We start from the raw sequence: 18096 nt of genomic DNA on the forward strand, positions 1-18096 counted from the left end.
GCGGAGGGTGTAATGAACAAGCTGTTATCGACGGCGCCGGGCGGTTCCCGCGAATTTGGCGCGCAGCATCGGTGGAAAGTGCTCGGCGTGGGCTTTGCCGCGAATGCGAGCTTTTCGGCGGCGTTTTCGGGCATCCCGACCACCGCGGTGTTTTTGCGCTCGGGCTATCACCTCGGCAACCATGAGCTCGGTCTGGTGCTCGGCATGCTGGGCCTGGGCATTGCGGTCAGCGAACTGCCGTGGGGGCTGCTGACCGACCGCTGGGGGGATCGCCGGGTGTTGCTGCTGGGCTTGCTGTCGACGGCCGCGGCGCTCGCCGGTCTCGCGTTGTTCGTGTCGCCCGGTCCCGGTTATGTGCCGGGCATGAGCATGCTGGCGCTCGGGCTGCTGCTGGTCGGCCTGCTCGGCGGCAGCGTCAATGGCTCGAGCGGCCGCGCGGTGATGGCGTGGTTTCGCGAGGGCGAACGCGGCCTCGCGATGAGCATCCGCCAGACCGCGGTGCCGGCGGGCGGCGGCCTCGGCGCGCTGGTGCTGCCGCTGCTCGCGTCGCGCTACGGTTTTGTCAGCGCCTATGCGGTGCTGGCGGTGGCCTGCGCGGTGACCGCGTGGTTTGCGTGGCGTTGGCTGCACGAGCCCGCGCCCGCGGATGACGCGGCGGTGGACGGTTCGAAGGAGACGCGTGGCCTGAATGCGGTGCAAGGCTCAGCGGCGGCACATGGCCCGAACGCGGCACACATTGCGAAGCCGGCGCACGGCGCGCAGCGGCCGGCTAGCGCAGCGCCGGCGAGTGCCGCTGCGGCCCCATCCAGCACCGCGTCGCCGCTGCGCGAACTGTCGATCTGGCGCGTCGCGCTCGGCGCCGGCGCGTTGTGCGTGCCGCAGATCGCCGTGATCACGTTCGGCACCGTGTTCCTGCACGACTTCGGCCGTGCCGGCGTGTTCGCGATCAGCGCGACGATGGCCGCGGTGCAGACCGGCGCCGCGGTCGCGCGGGTCTGGAGCGGTGCATGGACCGACCGGCGCGGCAATCGTCGCGCGTATATGCGGGCGTGCAGTCTGCTGACCGCGCTGCTGTTCGCACTGCTCGCGCTGGCGACCGGTCTCGCCGGCCTGCATCACGGCGTGAGCGTCGTGCCGTTCGCGCTGCTGCTCGTGCTCGGCGGCGTCAGCGCGTCGGCATGGCACGGCGTCGCGTACACGGAACTCGCGACGATCGCCGGCACCCGTCGCGCGGGCACCGCGCTCGCGATGGGCAATACCTGCGTGTTTCTCACGCTGTTCGTGACGCCGCTCGCGATTCCGGCGTTGCTGTCGGTGGGGGCGTGGCCGCTGGTGTGGGCGATCGCGAGCGCCTGTGCGTTGCTCGCGTGGCCGGTGTTGCCGGCCGCGGCGGCGGCACGCGCGATGCGGGCCGCGCGGGTCTGAAAGGGCGAACGCCGAACGCCGAACGCCGAAGGGCGAAGGGCGAAGGGCGAAGGGCGAAGGGCGAAGGGCGAAGGGCGAAGGGCGGGCCGGCGGCGAGCGCCACCGGCCGCCCGCCGCCCGCCGATTGGCAGCCCTACGCAATTAACAGTTGTTTGCAGCGACATAGGATCGTTCCGATTGCCGCGACGGTATCAGGGTGATGTGATGGCTTGCCCGCCAGCGACCGGCGGCGGGGCTGCGGCGGCGTCGTGTGTGGGATCGCGCGGCGCGGCCCGCGCGCTAACCCACCCCTGACAACGAGCGAGAACAATCGTGGCGAATCTTCGAATCATTCTGGCTGACGACCATCCCTTCGCACTGCTGGGCTTCAGATCGACGCTGGAGTCCAGCAAGGACATTTCCATCGTCGGCGAAGTGCTTACGTCCACCGCGTTGCTCGCGCTGCTGCTGCGCACGCCGTGCGACGTGCTGGTCGTCGACCTGTCGATGCCCGAGACCCCCGGCGTCGCAGAGGACGGTGTGAACCTGATCAAGCGCATCCGCAGCACGCGGCCCGCGCTGCGCGTGCTGGTGGTGACCGCGCAGACCAATCCCGCGATCCTGCGCATGGTCGCCGCGGACGGCACCGTCAGTCTGTTCAGCAAAAGCGACTCGCTCGCCCAACTGCCCGACGCGATTCGCGAGTGCGCGCGCGGGGTGCGCCACCTGAGCCCGTCGATGACCGCGGCGCTGGAGCGCGCGTATCGGGACGGCAGCATGCTGGTCGGCGCGCTGCTGCTGACCAAACGGCAGAGCGAGATTCTGCGCCGGCTGGTCGATGGCGAGTCGATCGACGAGATCGCTCTGGCGCTCGGCTGCCGGCGTCGCGCGGTCACCAATCAGAAGCGCGAAGCGATGGCGCGGCTCGGCGTGCGCGACGAAGCCGCGCTGTTTTCGCGGATCCGCAGCAACGGGATGCTGTTTCACTGGCGCGAGCGCGAATCATGAGCGGCGCTTCACCGGCCCGGCGGCGGCAATAACGCGCCGCCACCCATAGCGGGCAGCGCGCGCACGCGCCAGTACCGTTGTCGACGGGATCGGGGATGCTTCCCTGCGCGCAGCAGGGGCCGGTCGGCAGCGCAACAACAAAGAACAGAACAAAACAACGCATGAGAAAACTGCACGTCGTCGTGGCGGACCGCCACGATTGCATTCGCGCCGGTATCCGCTATCTGCTGCGCGACGAACCTCATCTCGACATCGTCGGCGAGGCGTCGAGCCTCTCCGCTCTCGCCGGCCTGCTCGAGAGCGGCCGCTGCGATGTCGTCGTGTCCGACCTCGAGATCGCCAACCTCGCGCAGTTCGACGACGACAGCCGCGCCCCGCCGGTGTTGCGCCGCTTGCTGCGCGGCGACGCGCGTCCGCGCGTGGTCGTGCTGACCCTCTCCACGCGCGAACAGATGTGGGCCGGGCTGCGCAACCTGGGCGTGAGCGGCATCGTCGACAAGCGCGACGCGCCGCCGGCGCTGCTCGCCGCGATCGATGCGGTCGCCGCCGGCCGCCAGCATCGGTCGGCGTGGGTCCAAGCCGCGCTCGACACCGGCGCGTCCGCGCTGTCGCCTCACGACGGCTCGATGAGCGCGCGCGAGTGGGAAGTGTTCCAGCTCTATGCGCAAGGTCTGCCGGTGCGTGAGATCGCGGCACGTCTGCAACGCAGCGGCAAGACGATCAGCACGCACAAGCGCACCGCGATGCGCAAGCTCGGGCTCGAAACGGAGGCCGATCTGACGCGATACGCGAGGCAGATCGGATTGATCTAGCCGATTTGATCTAGCGCAAGCCGCGTCCAATCATTCGTTTTTTTAGTACCGATACCGCAGCGGACGGAGATCTCGTAGGACTTTTCCGATTGGCCGCCTGGGGGGCGCCTCCTACATTGACCGCCTGACCGAAGCGCGTCGCTCGCGTGCGTGTCCCGCATGCGGCGAATGCTTCGGCTATTTCGTGATCCTGAGCTTCCTCGCGTGGCAAGACGGACCGGGAAATCGGCGGCGGATGCTTCGTGCGAGCGCGCGGCGCGTTCCGCCTGGTGGCTGAACGGAGAGGAGGGCGGATGGCTGGATTAGGCAAGCGATTGTGGTGCGAAGGGATGGGCACGGCGTGGCTCGTGTTCATCGGCTGCGGCAGCTCGGTGCTGGATACCCATCGGGTTCTGCAAGGCAGCGGCGTGCTCGAAATGTCGCTGGCATTCGGTCTGGCGCTCGCCACCGCCAGTTACGCGTTCGGCAAGGTGTCCGGCGCGCATTTTAACCCCGCGGTCACGGTCGGTTTCGCGGTCGCGAATCGTTTTCCGGTGCGCGACCTGCTGCCCTACATCGCCGCGCAGATTCTCGGCGCGCTGCTGGCCGCCGCGTTGCTCGCTCAGATTGCGAGCGGCCGGCCGGGCTTCGAACTGGCGGCGAGCGAATTCGCGGCGAACGGCTTCGGCGCCCATTCGCCCGCCGACTATCCGTTGCAGTCGGCGCTGGTGCTGGAGTTCGTGCTGTCGTTCGCGTTCGTCGCGGCCTGTCTGGTGACCGTCGCGCGCAAGGAGCTCGCGCCGCTGGCGCCGTTCATCTGCGGCTGCTGTCTGATGCTGGTCTATCTGATTTCGATTCCGGTCACCAACGGCTCGGCCAATCCCGCGCGTTCCACCGCTCAGGCGCTGTTCGTCGGCAACTGGGCGCTCGATCAGCTGTGGCTGTTCTGGGCCGCGCCGCTGGCCGCGGCGATCGCGGCCGGCCTGCTGGTGTCGTTTCTGAACGGGCCGCCAGAGACGTCGGCAGAGGCGGCGTTAGCGGACGGACGGGGCGACGTCGCGTGAGCGGGCAGCGCGGTGGTGGGCCGGTTCGCGTTGCCGCGTTGGTTTGCGTGCGCTTTGTTGTTCGCGGCGTATGGCCTGGCTGCGCCCCAGGCCGCTGGCGGCAGCGCGCCGCAGATGCAGGCCGAACTGGCGTCCAGCCCCTTTCCCGCTCGCCTCACGGTCGGCGTCCTCGCCGACGGCTGGCCGCCGTTCGATATCTCGCAGGACGGCCAGCTCACCGGCATGAGCGGCGAGCTGTTGCGCGCGCTTGTCGGGCCGAACGTCGTCATCGAGACGAAGGCGTTCCCGGACCTCGCGCAGATGCTCGCCGCCGCCTGCGCCGGCCACGTCGATCTGCTGGCGAGTCTCACGCGCACACCCGAACGCGAACGCTGCGTGAGCTTCACCGCGCCGTATTTCCGCTCGTCCGTGTCGGCGGTCGTGCGGCGCGGCGACGCCCGTTATGCGAAACCGGACGCGCTGGCCGGCGCGCGAATCGCGGTCGAGCTCGGTTTTTCGCGCGAACGCCTGCTGCGCGCCGGCATGCCGCGCGCCGAACTCGTCACGTTCGCGAGCACCCGCGAAGCGCTCGACGCGGTGCTGCGCGGCACCGCCGACATCTACTTCGGCTCGACCGCGGTCGTCCAGTTCGAACTGGCCACCGATGCGTTCCGCGATCTGCGCGTGGCCTACGAGCAGCGCGGCAACGCGCTCGACGTGCGCATCGCGGTGCCGCTCGCACGCTCCGCGTTGCGCGATCAATTGAATCGCGCGCTCGCAGCGCTGAACCCGGCCGAGGCCGCGGCGATCCGCGCGCGCTGGCTGTCCGTCGGCTTCGATGCGCGCTCGGTGCCGTCGGTGTCGTCGGTGCCGGACGCGCCGGGGTTCCAGCTCAGCGCGGACGAAAGGCGCTGGCTCGCAGCGCTGTCGCCGTTGCAGATCGGCTTCGACAGCGACTGGCACCCGTTCAGCTACGTCGACGACCGCGGCCGCCCCGTAGGTCTGACCGCCGATTACCTCGGCTACCTGAGCAGCACGCTGGGCGTCCAGTTCAGGCGCGCGCGCTTCGACGACTGGGCCGCCACCGTCGCCGCGTTCCGGCGCGGCGAACTCGCGATGCTGTCCACCGCGTCGAGCCGGGGGCCGCTGCTCGAGGGGGCGAGTCGCAGCCGCGTGTACGCGAGCACGCCGCTGGTGCTGGTCGGGCGCAGCGGCGCGGCGCCGATACGCGGGCCGGAGGATTTCGCGACGTCGCGCGTCGTGATGTCCTCGCATGTGGCCGGCTGGCTGCCGCTCGCGCTCGCGGCGGTGCCGCCCGAGCAGATCGTCGTCGCGCGCAGCCTCGGCGACGCGCTGCGCCAGGTCGCGAGCGGCGAGGCGGACGTGCTGGCCGGCAACGCGGCCGCGATCGGCGCGCAGCTGCGGCAGGGCTATCAGGGCGTGCTCGAGGAGCTCGGCACGCTCGGCGACTCCGACTCGCTGTACTTCGCGGTGCGCGAGGATCTGAGCCCGCTCGTCAAGCTGATCGACCGCGCGTTGCAGGCGATGCCGGCCGCCGACAAGCAGCGCATCCGCGACAAATGGGTGAGTGCCGCTGTGCCGGTCGATACGACCGTGAGCGTGTCCGCGGTGCGCCTGTTGCCGGCGCTGATCGGCATCGGCGTCGTGCTGCTGGTCACGCTGCGCGCGTACCTGCTGTTGCAGCGCGAGGTCCGGCTGCGCAAGCGGACCGAGCGCGAGCTCGCGTTGCAGCTCAATTTCCAGGAAACGATGATGAAGACGGTGCCGTATCCGCTCATCGCGAAAGATCTGGACGGGCGCTACATCGCGATCAACGAAGCGTATGAGAAGGTTTCCGGACTGAGCCGCGAGGCCGTGCTCGGACGCACCACCACCGAGAGCGGCTTCTGGGGCGAGGTCAACAGCCGCAAGCTCGACGACATCACGCGCGAGGCTCTGGCCGGCGCGAACATGGCGAAGGTCGAGCTGCAATTCGAGGACGCGGCCGGCGAGCAGCGGCATGGCCTGTTCTGGACCCGCGTGTGCCACGGCGGCGACGGGCAGCCGGTGTGCGTACTGGGCACGATGGTCGACATCACCGTGATCCGCCGCGCGCTCGAACGCGCGCGCAAAACCCAGCGGCGGCTGTTCGACGTCACCAGCTCGCTGCCGGCGGTGGTGTTCCAGTTGCGGCGCACGCCGGCCGGCGAGTACTCGTTTCCGTATATCGGCGGCAACACCCGCTCTCTGCTCGGCGCCGCGTGGCGCGGGCAGCGCGCGCGGGTCGATTTCCGGCGCGTGGCGGAAGCGGACCGGGCGATGGTGATCGCCGAGCTCGAGCGTTCGGCCAGCGCCGCCACACCGGTACATATGGAGTTTCGCCTCGACAGCGCGGGACAGCACAAGTGGGTCCGCGCCGAACTGGTGCCGCGCCGCGACGCGGATGGCGGCGTGGTGTGGAGCGGTTACTGGGTCGACGCGAGTGTCGAGCGCGCGCGTGCCGAGGAACTCGCGCGGGCGCGCGACGTGGCCGAGGCGGCTTCGCGCGCGAAAGACGATTTCTTCGCGATGATGAGCCACGAAATCCGCACGCCGATGAACGGCGTGCTGGGTCTCGTCGAAGTGCTCGAACGCACGCCGCTCAGTACCGACCAGAGCGAAATGCTCGGCATGATCGACGAATCGGCGGGTGCGCTGCTGCAGATTCTCGACGACCTGCTCGACTATTCGAAGATCGAAGCGGGGCGGCTGACGCTCGAGGCCGAGCCGCTCGATCTGCGCGAACTCGTCGATAACGCGGTCGGGCTGCTGGCGGGCCGCGCGCATGAAAAGGGCTTGCGGGTGCGCGTCGAGATTGCGTCCGAAGTCGGCGCGACGCTGCTGGGCGACAGCGTGCGGCTGCGGCAGATCCTGTTCAACCTGGTCGGCAATGCGATCAAGTTCACTGCGCAGGGCGAGGTGGGCGTGAGCGTGGCGGTGCTCGAAGCGCGCGACGCCGGGCCCATGTCCGCGCACCGCTTTGCGCAGACGCTCGAAATGATCGTGCACGACACCGGCATCGGCATCGCGCCGGATGTGCAGGCGCGTTTGTTCGAGCCGTTCGTGCAGGCCGAGTCATCGACCACGCGGCGCTTCGGCGGCACCGGGCTGGGCCTGACGATCTGCCGCAAGCTGGTCGAGATGATGAACGGCACGCTCGAATTGCGCAGCGCACCTGGATGCGGGACCAGCATGATCGTGCGGCTGACGCTGCCGGTCGTCGCGCGGCACGCTGCACCGGGCGGGTTGCGCGGCAAGCGCGGCGTCGTGATCGCGAGCGATCCGGGCATCGGTCGCGCGCTGGTGCAGTTCGGCGCCGCGCTCGGGCTCGACTTGCGCAGCATTGCACCCGATGCGCCGGCGTTGCGCGAGCGCGCGGCGCTCGCCGACGCGCAGTTGCTGTTCGTTTGCGACGGCGTGACACTCGCGGCCCAACCCGGCGCGGCGACGCGCATCGTCACGCTGAGCGACGAGCCGACCCCGACCGGCTACCGGATTCTTGATGGCAACGTGCGGCTGAGCGTCAATCCGCTGTCGTTGCGCGGCCTCGGCGCCGCGTGCGCCGCGTGCGCGGCTGCGCTGAGGAGCGGCGCGGCGACGGCGCCGGACGCCGGCGGAATGCCGCTGGCGGCGCAACGCGCGACGCCGCCGCCGGATCGCGATCGGGCGCTCGCGAGCGGGCGGCTGATTCTGGTCGCGGAGGACCATCCGGTGAATCAGGAGTTGATCCGTCATCAACTGGCGTTGCTCGGCTATGCGTGCGACGTCGCGAACGACGGCGCGCAAGCGCTCGCCGCGCTGCAGCGCACGAGCTACGGCTGCCTGATCACCGATTGCCACATGCCGAATCTGTCCGGCTACGCATTGACGCGGCGCATTCGCGCGGACGAGGCACGCGCCGGCGGCGCGCGGCGTCTGCCGATTCTCGGCATCACCGCGAACACCGCACCCGACGATCTGCGGCAGTGTCGCGAAGCCGGCATGGACGACAGCCTGATCAAGCCGACCCGGCTGGCTACGCTGCGGGACTATCTGAGTCGCTGGTTCGGTCGCGAGGAAGACACGGACGGTGGCAGCGACGGAGACGCCGACAGTGGCGCTGGGGACGACAGCGACGGTGGGCGGCAAACCGCGCAGGCGGACGGCGAGTCGCCGGCAGTACCGGCGCTTTCGGCAAGCGACTCGCCCGCACCACGGCCAGACAGCACCGAACCATTCGGCGCGCCCGATCTCGCGCGAATGATGCGTTTGTGGGGGAGTGAAGCGACGGTCAAGGCGCTGCTCGACTCGTTCGTTGCTGCGCTACGCGACGATCTGCAAGCGCTCGCGGCGCTGCTGGAGCAAGCGGAACTGACGGAGCGCGCAGAGTTGACGCCATTCAGCGAGTGGCTGCATCGAGTGATGGGAGCGGCGAGCGTGCTGCAATACGCGCCGCTGATTCAGGCGCTGGACGCGTACCGGCAGAACCTCGCCGGAAAATCGCCCGAGCATATGCGCGAACAGGGCCGCGCGCTGCTCGAAACCTGCACGGCGATGCTCGGCGGTATCGAACAGCAAGCGGCGTTGCTCGGATAACGAGGTAGCTCGCATCACGCAGATACCGCGATCGCGTGCGCAAAAAACCGGCAATGCAAACGCTGAAGACGAAAAAAAACGCGGCCCGAAGACCGCGTTAAAGATTTGGAGACATCCTTCGATGAAGGAGTCACTTCTCGCAGGCAGAAGCATACCAGGGATAACGCGACTTATTCATTACAAAAAGTGCAATTAACTCTTCGGTTAAATCGCTTGAAACGCGACGACGAAACATCCTTCGTCGTCATTCGATGCCTGTTTTTACGCACGTTTGCGCGTTGAGCGCGCTTTTTGCTGCAAGCGGAATGTTTGAATTCAGCTTGACGATCGGTGTGCTTCAGCCTCGCGCCGCAGCGTCGCAACCGTGCAATCGAGCGAACGGGACCCGTCCCCGGACCCCCACCGGCAGCGAACGATTTGCACTAGTATGTGGAAGCCCCGCGCGGCTCAAGCGTCGCCGCGGCGGCGCATCAAAAGTCCGGAGAAGACCATGCTTACGCTGCGAAAACTGAATCTGGCCGTGTTGTTGTGGGCGCTTGCATCGGGCGTCGCGTACGCGGATACGGTCGAGTTGAAAGCGGCGCTCGAACCGTCGAGCGAAGTGCCGCCGCGCGTGAGCCGCGGCCACGGCGTGCTGAACGCGACGTTCGACACCTCCAGCCAGTCGCTGCAATGGACCGCCACTTACGAAGGCCTGAGCGGCCCGGCGACCGCCGCGCATTTCCACGGTCCCGCGCCGGTCGGTCAGAACGCGAAGGTGCAGGTGCCGATCGAGAAAAACGCGCTTGCGAGCCCGATCAAGGGCAGCGCGAAGCTGACCGAACAGCAGGTCACCGACCTGATGGCCGGGCAGTGGTATTTCAATATCCATACCGCGCAGAATCCGATGGGCGAGATCCGCGGCCAGGTGTTGCCGGCGAACTAGTTGCACAGCCGTACCTTCGCGCTGACTGCGACCGCGACCGCGACCGCGACCGCGACCGCAACCGCAACCGCAACCGCAACCGCAACGTCGCGCGCCGCCCGCGATCAACACAAACCAATGCTTTCCGCCACCCGCCCAACCCGCCGCGATTAGAACCCGCCACCCACCGGCGTCCGCGCCGACGCACGTACGATGACGGCACTTCAACGAAGGAAACGAAGGAGCATGTCCCGATGAGCTGGCAACGCGCGCTCGCCTGCTGGTATTTGCGGCGGAATTTCCGGCCGGAAACCCTTAAGCCGTCCATCAATGTCGACCGGGCCCGCGCGCTCACCGCGAAGCGCGTGTGGTCGCCGAAGGTGCCGCGCGGCTGGCAACTGCGCGAAAGCTACGGCGCCGCCGATGCGCCGCTCGTCGGCGAATGGTTCGAGCGTGTGGGCGTTGCAAATGCCGCAAACGGCGCAAACGGCGCACCGGCCATCGCCGCCACTCCCACCGTGCTGTACTGCCACGGCGGCGGCTATTACTTCTGCTCGCCGAGCACGCACCGGTCGCTGACCTTCGGGCTCGCGACCCGCGCCGACGCGCGGCTTTTCTCCCTCGACTACCGTCTCGCGCCCGAGCATCGCTTCCCGGCCGCGCTCGACGACGCCACCGCCGCCTATCGCCAGTTGCTCGCGCTGGGCATCGCGCCCGGTTCGATCGTGATCGCCGGCGATTCGGCCGGCGGCGGCCTCGCGCTCGCCACGCTGGTCGCGCTGCGCGACGCCGGCGATCCGCTGCCCGCGGGCGGCCTGCTGTTCTCCCCGTGGACCGATCTGGCGACGACCGGCGCAAGCCTGCGCGGCAACGACGCGGTCGATCCGATGTTCTGCGGCGCGTCGATCGAACGCGCGGCGAAGATTTATCTGGGCGACGCGGCGCCGACCGATCCGTATGCGTCGCCGGTCTACGCGCAACTGCGCGGGCTGCCGCCGCTGTTCATGCTGGCCGGCAGCACCGAAGTGCTGCTCGACGACGCGCGCCGGGTCGCCGACAACGCGCGCGCGGCGGGTGTCGAGTGCGAATGCGAGGTGTGGAAGAACGTGCCGCACGTGTGGCCGCTGTTCGCGCCGTTCATGCCGGAGGCGAACCGCGCGCTCGATCGCGCGGCCGCGTTCGTGCGCCGCGCGACCAGCCGCGCCACTGCGGCTGCGCGGGCTACCCAGGCCGCGTAGGCCCCGTAGGTCGCTCAGGCGACGGGCGTGACGTCGAGCGTCTGATACACCGCCTCGATCGTCTGCTGGCCGTACTGCCGTTCGAGCCGCCGCACGGTGAAGTGGCCGTGCGCGACCTGCTGGAAGTGATCGATGAACACCGTGTTGACCATCGCGCCGAGCACCGCGCCGATCGCCGGAATCGATTTGGCCGCGATCTGCTCGCTGACCTGCACCGAAAAGCGCGCGGCGATCGCGTTCAGCAGCCGCAGCAGCGCGGCCGAGCCGTGCGTCGCAAAGCCCTTGCTGGCCACTTCCGACGACGCCTTCGACACCGCCTGCGCAAGCGCGCCGCGCATGAAGAAGTAGCCGAGGTCGGCGTCGTCGTCCTCGCTCGACGTGCCGCCCATGCCGAGCACGGTCAGGCATTGCAGCTGGGTTTCGACCGAGGTCAGATCCTCGCCCTCGCTGCGCGCGATATCGCAGATCGAGCGGAACATCAGCGTGGTCGTGACCGGCAATTCGACCGGCAGCGCGAGCAGTCCGAATGCGCCGCCGGCCGCGCCGGTCGTCGCGACCGCGAACTTGTGCAGCAGGTTGTTCGGCTTGTCGGGCGCGAGCTGCCTCGCGGCATCGCGCCGGCCGAGCGTGCGCAGCGCGATCGCGAGGCACTTGCGCAACGCGGCCTGGGTCGCATCGGACACTTTCTCGTTGGCGAACGCCGGAATGCGCGACAGCAGCTTCTCGATCGGCGCGCCGACGACGCTCGCGAGTTTCATCGTCAGCGCGGGGCTTTCGAGCTGATGCTTGGCGCGCCGCAGCGCGTTCAGATCCTGCTCCGATAAGGTTTGGGCGGCGAGCGGACTCGGCTGCATGGAACTCCCTGACGTCGTCTTGTGGGTGATGTGGGGCAGTGTAACGGCGCGTTGCGGCGCGCCGACACGTCCGGTTTAGAGCCTCGCACCGTGATATGATTCCGCATTCTTTGACACGTCAACTTTTGCTCTATCAAAAATGGCTGTCCATACCGCCGCCCACCATTCGAGTGGGCAAGTTCTACCGTTCCGCGAATCCCTGCTGGCCATGCTCGGCATCTCGTTCGTCACGATGCTGGTCGCGCTCGACCAGACCGTGGTCGGCACCGCGCTGCCCACGATCGTGTCCGAGTTGCGCGGCTTCGAGCTGTACGCGTGGGTCGCAACCTCGTATCTGCTGACCTCGGTGATCACCGTGCCGATCTTCGGGCGGCTCGGCGATTACTACGGGCGCAAGCCGTTCGTGATCGCATCGATCGTCGTGTTCACCGGTGCGTCGGTGCTGTGCGGCGCGGCCAACAGCATGATGTTCCTCGTGCTCGCGCGCGGCCTGCAGGGGATCGGCGGCGGGATGCTGGTCGGCACCGCGTTCGCGTGCATTCCCGATCTGTTCCCCGATTCGGTCGTGCGGCTGCGCTGGCAGGTGCTGATGAGCTCGGCGTTCGGCATCGCCAACGCGGTCGGCCCGTCGCTCGGCGGTTTTCTGACCCAGTACTACGGCTGGCGCTCGGTGTTCTACGTGAATCTGCCGGTCGGCCTGCTGTCGCTGTTCTTCGTCTGGCGCTTCCTGCCGCATCTGCGGCACGTCGCGCATACCGCCAAGATGCGGCTCGACTGGCCCGGCGCATTGCTGATCGCGGTCATGCTCGGCTCGCTGCAACTATTCGTCGAACTGCTGCCGAAGCACGGCATCACGCTCAGCGCGTTCGCGCTGCTCGGGCTCAGCGTCGCCTCGGCGATCGCGCTGTGGCAGTGGGAAAAGCGCTGCCCGACCGCGATCCTGCCGCTCGACATGTTCCGCAACCGCAGTCTCGCCGCGCTGTTCACGCTGGCCGTGCTCGGCGGCTTCACGATGTTCTCGCTGCTGTTCTACGCGCCGCTGCTGTTCCAGGGCGGCTTCGGGATGTCGCCGAAGGAAGCGGGGCTGGTGATCACGCCGCTGGTCGTGTTCATCACGATCGGCAGCATCGCGAACGGGCGTGTCGTGTCGCGCGTGAAGAACCCGAATCTGATGCTGTACATCGGCTTCGCGATGGTCGCGCTGTCGTGTCTCGGCGTGGTCGTCGCGACCCGTTCGATGCAGCAATGGGTGCTGATGTCGTTCATGGTGGTCGGCGGCCTCGGCCTCGGTTTCGTGATGCCGAACCTGACGATCTTCGCGCAGCAGACCGCCGGGCGCGAACACCTGGGCATCGCGACCGCGCTGCTGCAGTCGCTGCGGATGATCGGCGGGATGATCGGCACCGCGCTGACCGGCACGCTGGTCACCCACATGTACCGCAGCGGCGTGCGCGGCGCGCTGGATAGCGCCGGCGCCTCGCACTGGTTCGCCGATCTCGGCGACCCGCAGATCCTGATCAACCGCGAAGCGCAGGCGAGCGTCGTCACGCAGCTGACGCAAGCCGGGCACAACGGCGCGATGCTGCTCGAAAGCGCGCGCGAGGCGCTGGTCGGCGCGATCCACCTCGGTCTCGCGATGGCCGCGCTGATCGCGGTCGTGTCGGTGTGGCAAACCCGCCGGGTGCCGCCGATCAAGCTGCAACGCAAGCTCGAGCCGGTGGTTCACGCGGACTGATTTTTTTGACTTGGTGTTTGGCAGGGAAAACATGGAAGAACAGGATCGCGTCGCCGTTATGCAGCAATTCGGCCGCACGTATCGGGCGTTCATGTCGGCATTCGAGGCTCAGGTGGGCCATCCGTTGCCGCGCTGGCGCATTCTGCTGTCGCTGCATGAGCTGGGCGAGTCGTCGCAGAAGCGGCTGGTCGAGCGCTTGCGCGTCGATCCGGGCGCGCTCACGCGGCAACTGAAGACGCTCGAAGGGATGGGCTGGATCGCGCGCAGCATGGATACGCGCGACAACCGCGTGACCAACGTGCGCCTGACCGAAGCGGGGCAGGCGGCGACCGAAGAGAGCCTGCCGCGCCGCAATGCGTTCTTGCACGACACGATGGCGTCGTTGCCGGACGAGGCGCTCGGCGCGCTGTCGGGCGCGCTGAAGATGCTGGAGGCGCGGATCGGCGAGGTGATGGCGAATGCCGCCACCGTTACGGCCGCGGGCGCGGGCGCTGCTGCTAACGCCGCGCAGGCGGGCGCCGGCGACGAAGCCGCATAACACGCGCGTCGTTGTTCGCGCGCTGCGCGGGGCGATAAAAAAGGCTGTGGACCATCGGTCCACAGCCTTTTTTCATGTGCGGGAGCGCGGCGGCGCGCTTCGCTCAGAAGAACGTTTCGATCACTTCCTTCACGCGATACTGCGGATCGACGACCAGCACCTGCTTCCATTTATCGAAGGTCAGGCACGGATGCGAGATGTCGAACGCGATCATGTCGCCCACTTTCAGATCGGCGCCGGCGGGAATCCGCAGATACGCGTGCTGATCCATCAGACCGAAGATTTCCCAGCCTTCGCTCGCGGCGATGTCGCGCGGCGCGTCGGTGCCCGGCCGGTAGTGGCGCGCCGGTTCCGGCAGGCCCGCGTCGAACGCGGAGTCGCGTTTGCCGAGGCCGATGATCGCGCGATCCGGCTCCGGAATCGACTGCACGTACGCCCACAATTGCAGCGCCGGCAGCAGCCCTTCGCCCATTTTCTTCGCGACCGGATTGCGCTTGAAGATGTCGGTTTGCGCCTTGCGATAGATGCCGACGTCGTGCGTCAGATAGCAGCCGGGGCGCAGCACGACCTCGACCTTGCCGTTTTGGGTGGCCTGCGCGAATTCTTCGGCGACCACGTCGTACCACGCGGAGCCCGCGCCCGACAGCACCGCCGGCGTGCGCGCGAAGCGGCCCTGTTCGACCAGTTCGCGGGTGACCGCGACCGCGCCTTGCAGGAACGCGCGCACCTCGGCTTCTTCCTTCAGCACACCTTCATACAATTCGACGCCCGCGAGCTTGATCACGTCCGGATAGCGGGCGATCGCGTCGAGCACCGCGTTGCGCTGCGCGTCGTCGCGCACGCCGGTGCGCCCGCCCGGCACGCCGAGTTCGAGCAGCACCTGCAACGGCTTTTTCACCGACGTGAAGAACTTGCCGAGTTGCTCGACGCCCTCGGCCGAATCGACGAGGCAGAAAAATTCGAAGTCAGGATCGCTGAGCAATTCGGCGATCATCATCATGTTGCGGCGGCCCACCAGCTGGTTCGCCATCAGGATGCGCGACACCCCGCCGTGATAGGCGGCGCGCACCTGGTGCGCGGTTGCGAGCGTGATGCCCCACGCGCCGGTTTCGAGCTGGCGGCGAAACAGCTGCGGCGCCATCGTGGTCTTGCCGTGCGGCGCGAGCTTCACGCCGTATTCGGCGACGAACGCCTGCATCCACTTCAGGTTATGTTCGACGCGATCCGCGTACAGCACCGCGGCCGGCAGGCTGACGTCTTCGTCGAGCAGGTTCCATTCGAGGCGCGCGGCATCCGTGAGCTGGATGCTGGTGCCCGGAACCATGCCCAAGCCCTTGCTATAAGGATCAATCGTCGCGCCTTGATAGTTTGTAACTTTCATGTCTCCGTGCTCCATCGTCCGGTTAAATTGAATCAGGATTTGACTTTACCATGTTACCGAAAGTACGATGTCCGCACGAATGTTATTTAGTACCACGGCTTTCGCGGGGCTTGCATCGAGCCGCTGAGGCCAGGTCGCGAACCCCACCGTCCGCCATGAGCAGTAGCGCCGAACCGCTGGCTTTCGACATCGTCGCGCGCATCGCCGAATGCGCGCCCGAGTTGCGTTCGGCCGAGCGCAAGGTCGCCGCGCTGATTCTCGACGACCTCACCGGCGCGTCGCGCGCGAGCATCGGCGCGCTCGCGCAGCAGGCCGGGGTCAGCATCGCGAGCGTCACGCGCTTCGCGAAGGCGGTCGGCTGCCGCGACGTGCGCGAACTGAAGCTGCGGCTCGCGCAGGCGGCCGCGGTCGGTCAGCGCTTTCTGGAGCGCGACGCAGCAAGCGACGCACCCGAACCGATCGCGACCCGCGTGTTCGACGAGCTGCAAACCGCGCTCGCGCACAACCACCAGCTGCTGCGCCAGGCGCCGCTCGCGGAAGCGGCGGCCGCGCTGCGCGCCGCGCGGATGATCTACGTGTTCGGCATGGGCGGCGGCTCGACCGCGCTCGCCGACGAAATGCGTTTCCGGCTCGTGCGGCTCGGCCGGCCGGTCGCGACCTACCAGGACGGCCTGTTGCAGCGGATGGTCGCGAGCACGGTGTCGCGCGACTGCGTGGTGCTCGCGCTGTCGACCACCGGCCGCGTGCCCGAACTGCTCGAAAACTGCCGGATCGCGCGCAGCTACGGCGCGACTGTGATCGCGCTGACCGCGCCGGCCTCGCCGCTCGCGAAGCTGGCCGACTGGGTGATCCCGATCGTCGCGTTCGAGACCGACTTCATTTACAAGCCGTCGTCATCCCGTTACGCGATGATGATGGCGCTCGATGTACTCGTCACCGAACTCGCGGTCAGCCAGGGCGACGAGAGCCGTGAACTGCTGCGCCGCATGAAGCACGCGCTCGACGCGCACCGCGGCGGCGGCGACCGACAACCGTTAGGAGACTGAACCATGCATTCGCATCCCGAAGCCGCCGATACGCTGATCGTCGGCGCGCAACTGTACGACGGCACCGGCGCGCCGCCGGTCGAGCGCGACGTGGCGATCCGCGACGGGCGCATCGTCGCGATCGGCAATCTGTCGAACTGGCTCGCGGAAGAGGTGATCGAGGCCGAGGGGCGCGCGCTCGCGCCGGGCTTCATCGACGTGCACACGCACGACGACACCCACGTGATCCGCTCGCCGCAGATGCTGCCGAAGATCACGCAGGGGGTGACCACGGTGATCGTCGGCAATTGCGGGATCAGCGCGTCGCCGGTGTCGCTGAAGGGCGATCCGCCCGATCCGATGAACCTGCTCGGCGAGCGCGACGCGTTCCAGTACCCGACCTTCGCCGCCTATGTGGACGCGGTCAACGCCGCGCGCCCGGCGGTCAACGTCGGCGCGCTGATCGGCCATACCGCGCTGCGCAACAACCAGATGGACCGGCTCGACCGCGCGGCGAGCCCGCAGGAAATCGACGGGATGCGCGTGCAGCTCGAAGAAGCGCTCGAGCACGGCGCGCTCGGGTTGAGTTCGGGGCTCGCGTACGGCTCGGCGTTTGCCGCGCCGACCGAGGAAGTGATGGCGCTCGCCGAGCCGCTCGCGCTCGCAGGCGCGCTGTACACCACGCACATGCGTACCGAGTTCGACGCGATTCTCGATGCGATGGACGAGGCGTACAAGGTCGGCCGCCATGCGCGCGTGCCGGTCGTGATCTCGCATCTGAAGTGCGCGGGGCCGTCGAACTGGGGGCGCAGCGTCGAGGTGCTGAAGTCGCTCGAAGGCGCGCGCGGCTCGCAGCCGGTCGGTTGCGACTGCTACCCGTACAACCGCAGCTCGTCGACGCTCGATCTGAAGCAGGTGACCGGCGATATCGACATCACGATCACGTGGTCGGAGCCGCATCCGGAGATGGCCGGCAAGCTGATCCGCGAGATCGCGGCCGAGTGGGGCGTAACGCAACAGGAAGCCGGCAAGCGGCTGCAACCGGCGGGCGCGGTCTATCACAACATGTCGGAAGACGACGTGCGGCGCATCCTGTCGCATCCGGCGACGATGGTCGGCTCGGACGGCCTGCCGAACGATCCGCTGCCGCATCCGCGGCTGTGGGGCGCGTTTCCGCGCGTGCTCGGCCACTATGTGCGCGATGCCGGTCTGCTGCCGCTCGAAGAGGCGGTGCGCAAGATGACGAGCCTGTCCGCGCGCCGCTTCGGGCTCGCGCAGCGCGGCGAGGTGCACGTCGGCTATCACGCGGACCTGGTGCTGTTCGACCCGGCCAGGGTGCTCGACGTCGCGACCTTCGACAAACCGCAGCAGGCGGCGGCCGGGATCGACGCGGTGTGGGTCAATGGCGTGCTCACGTATCGCGACGGCGCGGTGACCGGCGAGCGGGCCGGCTGCTTCGTCGCGCGCGGCGCGGTGCCGAAGGCCGACGCACCGCACGCGTTCTGATTTTTTCTCGATTGAAACGATTGATGGTGGCACGCGCGGCGACGGCGCCGCGCAG

General features: G+C 68.2%; 13 protein-coding genes. 11 read left to right on the forward strand and 2 right to left on the reverse strand.

What is annotated here, in order from left to right:
- Positions 1-12: 12 nt before the first annotated feature.
- The 7 genes from BTH42_RS02220 to BTH42_RS02255 all read left to right on the forward strand — a co-directional run bounded on the left by BTH42_RS02220 (position 13) and on the right by BTH42_RS02255 (position 11002).
- Positions 13-1425: an MFS transporter gene (locus BTH42_RS02220; protein WP_075295334.1), complete on the forward strand. Its 1413-nt coding sequence runs from the start codon at positions 13-15 to the stop codon at positions 1423-1425.
- A 312-nt stretch (positions 1426-1737) separates the two neighbouring features.
- Positions 1738-2412 (forward strand): response regulator transcription factor, encoded by a 675-nt coding sequence (locus tag BTH42_RS02225; protein WP_083654645.1) that lies wholly within the window; start codon positions 1738-1740, stop codon positions 2410-2412.
- Between the two features lie 161 nt (positions 2413-2573).
- Positions 2574-3224 (forward strand): response regulator transcription factor, encoded by a 651-nt coding sequence (locus tag BTH42_RS02230; RefSeq protein WP_075295336.1) that lies wholly within the window; start codon positions 2574-2576, stop codon positions 3222-3224.
- Between the two features lie 293 nt (positions 3225-3517).
- Entirely contained in the window at positions 3518-4267 is a 750-nt protein-coding gene (gene aqpZ, locus BTH42_RS02235; protein WP_075295337.1) for an aquaporin Z, read from the forward strand.
- 114 nt (positions 4268-4381) lie between these two features.
- Complete coding sequence (locus BTH42_RS02240; protein WP_083654646.1) at positions 4382-8860, forward strand: ATP-binding protein; 4479 nt, start codon at positions 4382-4384, stop codon at positions 8858-8860.
- A gap of 490 nt (positions 8861-9350) precedes the next feature.
- Positions 9351-9785: a CHRD domain-containing protein gene (locus tag BTH42_RS02245; RefSeq protein ID WP_075295401.1), complete on the forward strand. Its 435-nt coding sequence runs from the start codon at positions 9351-9353 to the stop codon at positions 9783-9785.
- 233 nt (positions 9786-10018) lie between these two features.
- A complete protein-coding gene (locus tag BTH42_RS02255; RefSeq protein ID WP_075295340.1) occupies positions 10019-11002 on the forward strand; it encodes an alpha/beta hydrolase in 984 nt (327 codons plus the stop codon).
- A gap of 14 nt (positions 11003-11016) precedes the next feature.
- Here the strand turns inward: BTH42_RS02255 and BTH42_RS02260 are convergent, their stop codons facing one another.
- A complete protein-coding gene (locus BTH42_RS02260) occupies positions 11017-11856 on the reverse strand; it encodes an EcsC family protein (protein ID WP_075295342.1) in 840 nt (279 codons plus the stop codon).
- Positions 11857-11995: 139 nt separating this feature from the next.
- Here BTH42_RS02260 and BTH42_RS02265 point away from each other — a divergent pair, with 139 nt between their 5' ends.
- Both BTH42_RS02265 and BTH42_RS02270 read left to right on the forward strand, forming a co-directional pair.
- On the forward strand, positions 11996-13591 hold the full coding sequence (locus BTH42_RS02265; RefSeq protein ID WP_075295343.1) for an MFS transporter: 1596 nt from the start codon (positions 11996-11998) through the stop codon (positions 13589-13591).
- A 31-nt stretch (positions 13592-13622) separates the two neighbouring features.
- Entirely contained in the window at positions 13623-14129 is a 507-nt protein-coding gene (locus tag BTH42_RS02270; protein ID WP_075295345.1) for a MarR family winged helix-turn-helix transcriptional regulator, read from the forward strand.
- Positions 14130-14232: 103 nt separating this feature from the next.
- Here the strand turns inward: BTH42_RS02270 and BTH42_RS02275 are convergent, their stop codons facing one another.
- Positions 14233-15510, reverse strand: coding sequence for an amino acid deaminase (locus BTH42_RS02275; protein ID WP_075295347.1), 1278 nt, complete (start codon positions 15508-15510; stop codon positions 14233-14235).
- A gap of 155 nt (positions 15511-15665) precedes the next feature.
- Between BTH42_RS02275 and BTH42_RS02280 the strand changes: the two genes are divergently transcribed.
- Entirely contained in the window at positions 15666-16556 is an 891-nt protein-coding gene (locus BTH42_RS02280) for a MurR/RpiR family transcriptional regulator (RefSeq protein WP_075295349.1), read from the forward strand.
- A gap of 3 nt (positions 16557-16559) precedes the next feature.
- Positions 16560-18041, forward strand: a complete 1482-nt coding sequence (locus BTH42_RS02285) for an amidohydrolase family protein (protein WP_075295351.1) — start codon at positions 16560-16562, stop codon at positions 18039-18041.
- The last annotated feature ends 55 nt before the right edge of the window (positions 18042-18096 follow it).

This window comes from Burkholderia sp. SRS-W-2-2016 (genome assembly GCF_001931485.1).
In the GTDB taxonomy this organism is placed as follows: domain Bacteria; phylum Pseudomonadota; class Gammaproteobacteria; order Burkholderiales; family Burkholderiaceae; genus Paraburkholderia.

Excerpts from the sequence above, each read along its gene's own strand:
- BTH42_RS02265 (WP_075295343.1), top strand. The coding sequence starts at position 11,996 with ATGGCTGTCCATACCGCCGCCCACCATTCGAGTGGGCAAGTTCTACCG.
- BTH42_RS02285 (WP_075295351.1), top strand. The coding sequence starts at position 16,560 with ATGCATTCGCATCCCGAAGCCGCCGATACGCTGATCGTCGGCGCGCAA.
- BTH42_RS02260 (WP_075295342.1), bottom strand. The coding sequence starts at position 11,856 with ATGCAGCCGAGTCCGCTCGCCGCCCAAACCTTATCGGAGCAGGATCTG.
- BTH42_RS02255 (WP_075295340.1), top strand. The coding sequence starts at position 10,019 with ATGAGCTGGCAACGCGCGCTCGCCTGCTGGTATTTGCGGCGGAATTTC.
- BTH42_RS02220 (WP_075295334.1), top strand. The coding sequence starts at position 13 with ATGAACAAGCTGTTATCGACGGCGCCGGGCGGTTCCCGCGAATTTGGC.
- BTH42_RS02240 (WP_083654646.1), top strand. The coding sequence starts at position 4,382 with ATGCAGGCCGAACTGGCGTCCAGCCCCTTTCCCGCTCGCCTCACGGTC.
- aqpZ (WP_075295337.1), top strand. The coding sequence starts at position 3,518 with ATGGCTGGATTAGGCAAGCGATTGTGGTGCGAAGGGATGGGCACGGCG.
- BTH42_RS02275 (WP_075295347.1), bottom strand. The coding sequence starts at position 15,510 with ATGAAAGTTACAAACTATCAAGGCGCGACGATTGATCCTTATAGCAAG.
- BTH42_RS02280 (WP_075295349.1), top strand. The coding sequence starts at position 15,666 with ATGAGCAGTAGCGCCGAACCGCTGGCTTTCGACATCGTCGCGCGCATC.
- BTH42_RS02230 (WP_075295336.1), top strand. The coding sequence starts at position 2,574 with ATGAGAAAACTGCACGTCGTCGTGGCGGACCGCCACGATTGCATTCGC.
- BTH42_RS02245 (WP_075295401.1), top strand. The coding sequence starts at position 9,351 with ATGCTTACGCTGCGAAAACTGAATCTGGCCGTGTTGTTGTGGGCGCTT.
- BTH42_RS02270 (WP_075295345.1), top strand. The coding sequence starts at position 13,623 with ATGGAAGAACAGGATCGCGTCGCCGTTATGCAGCAATTCGGCCGCACG.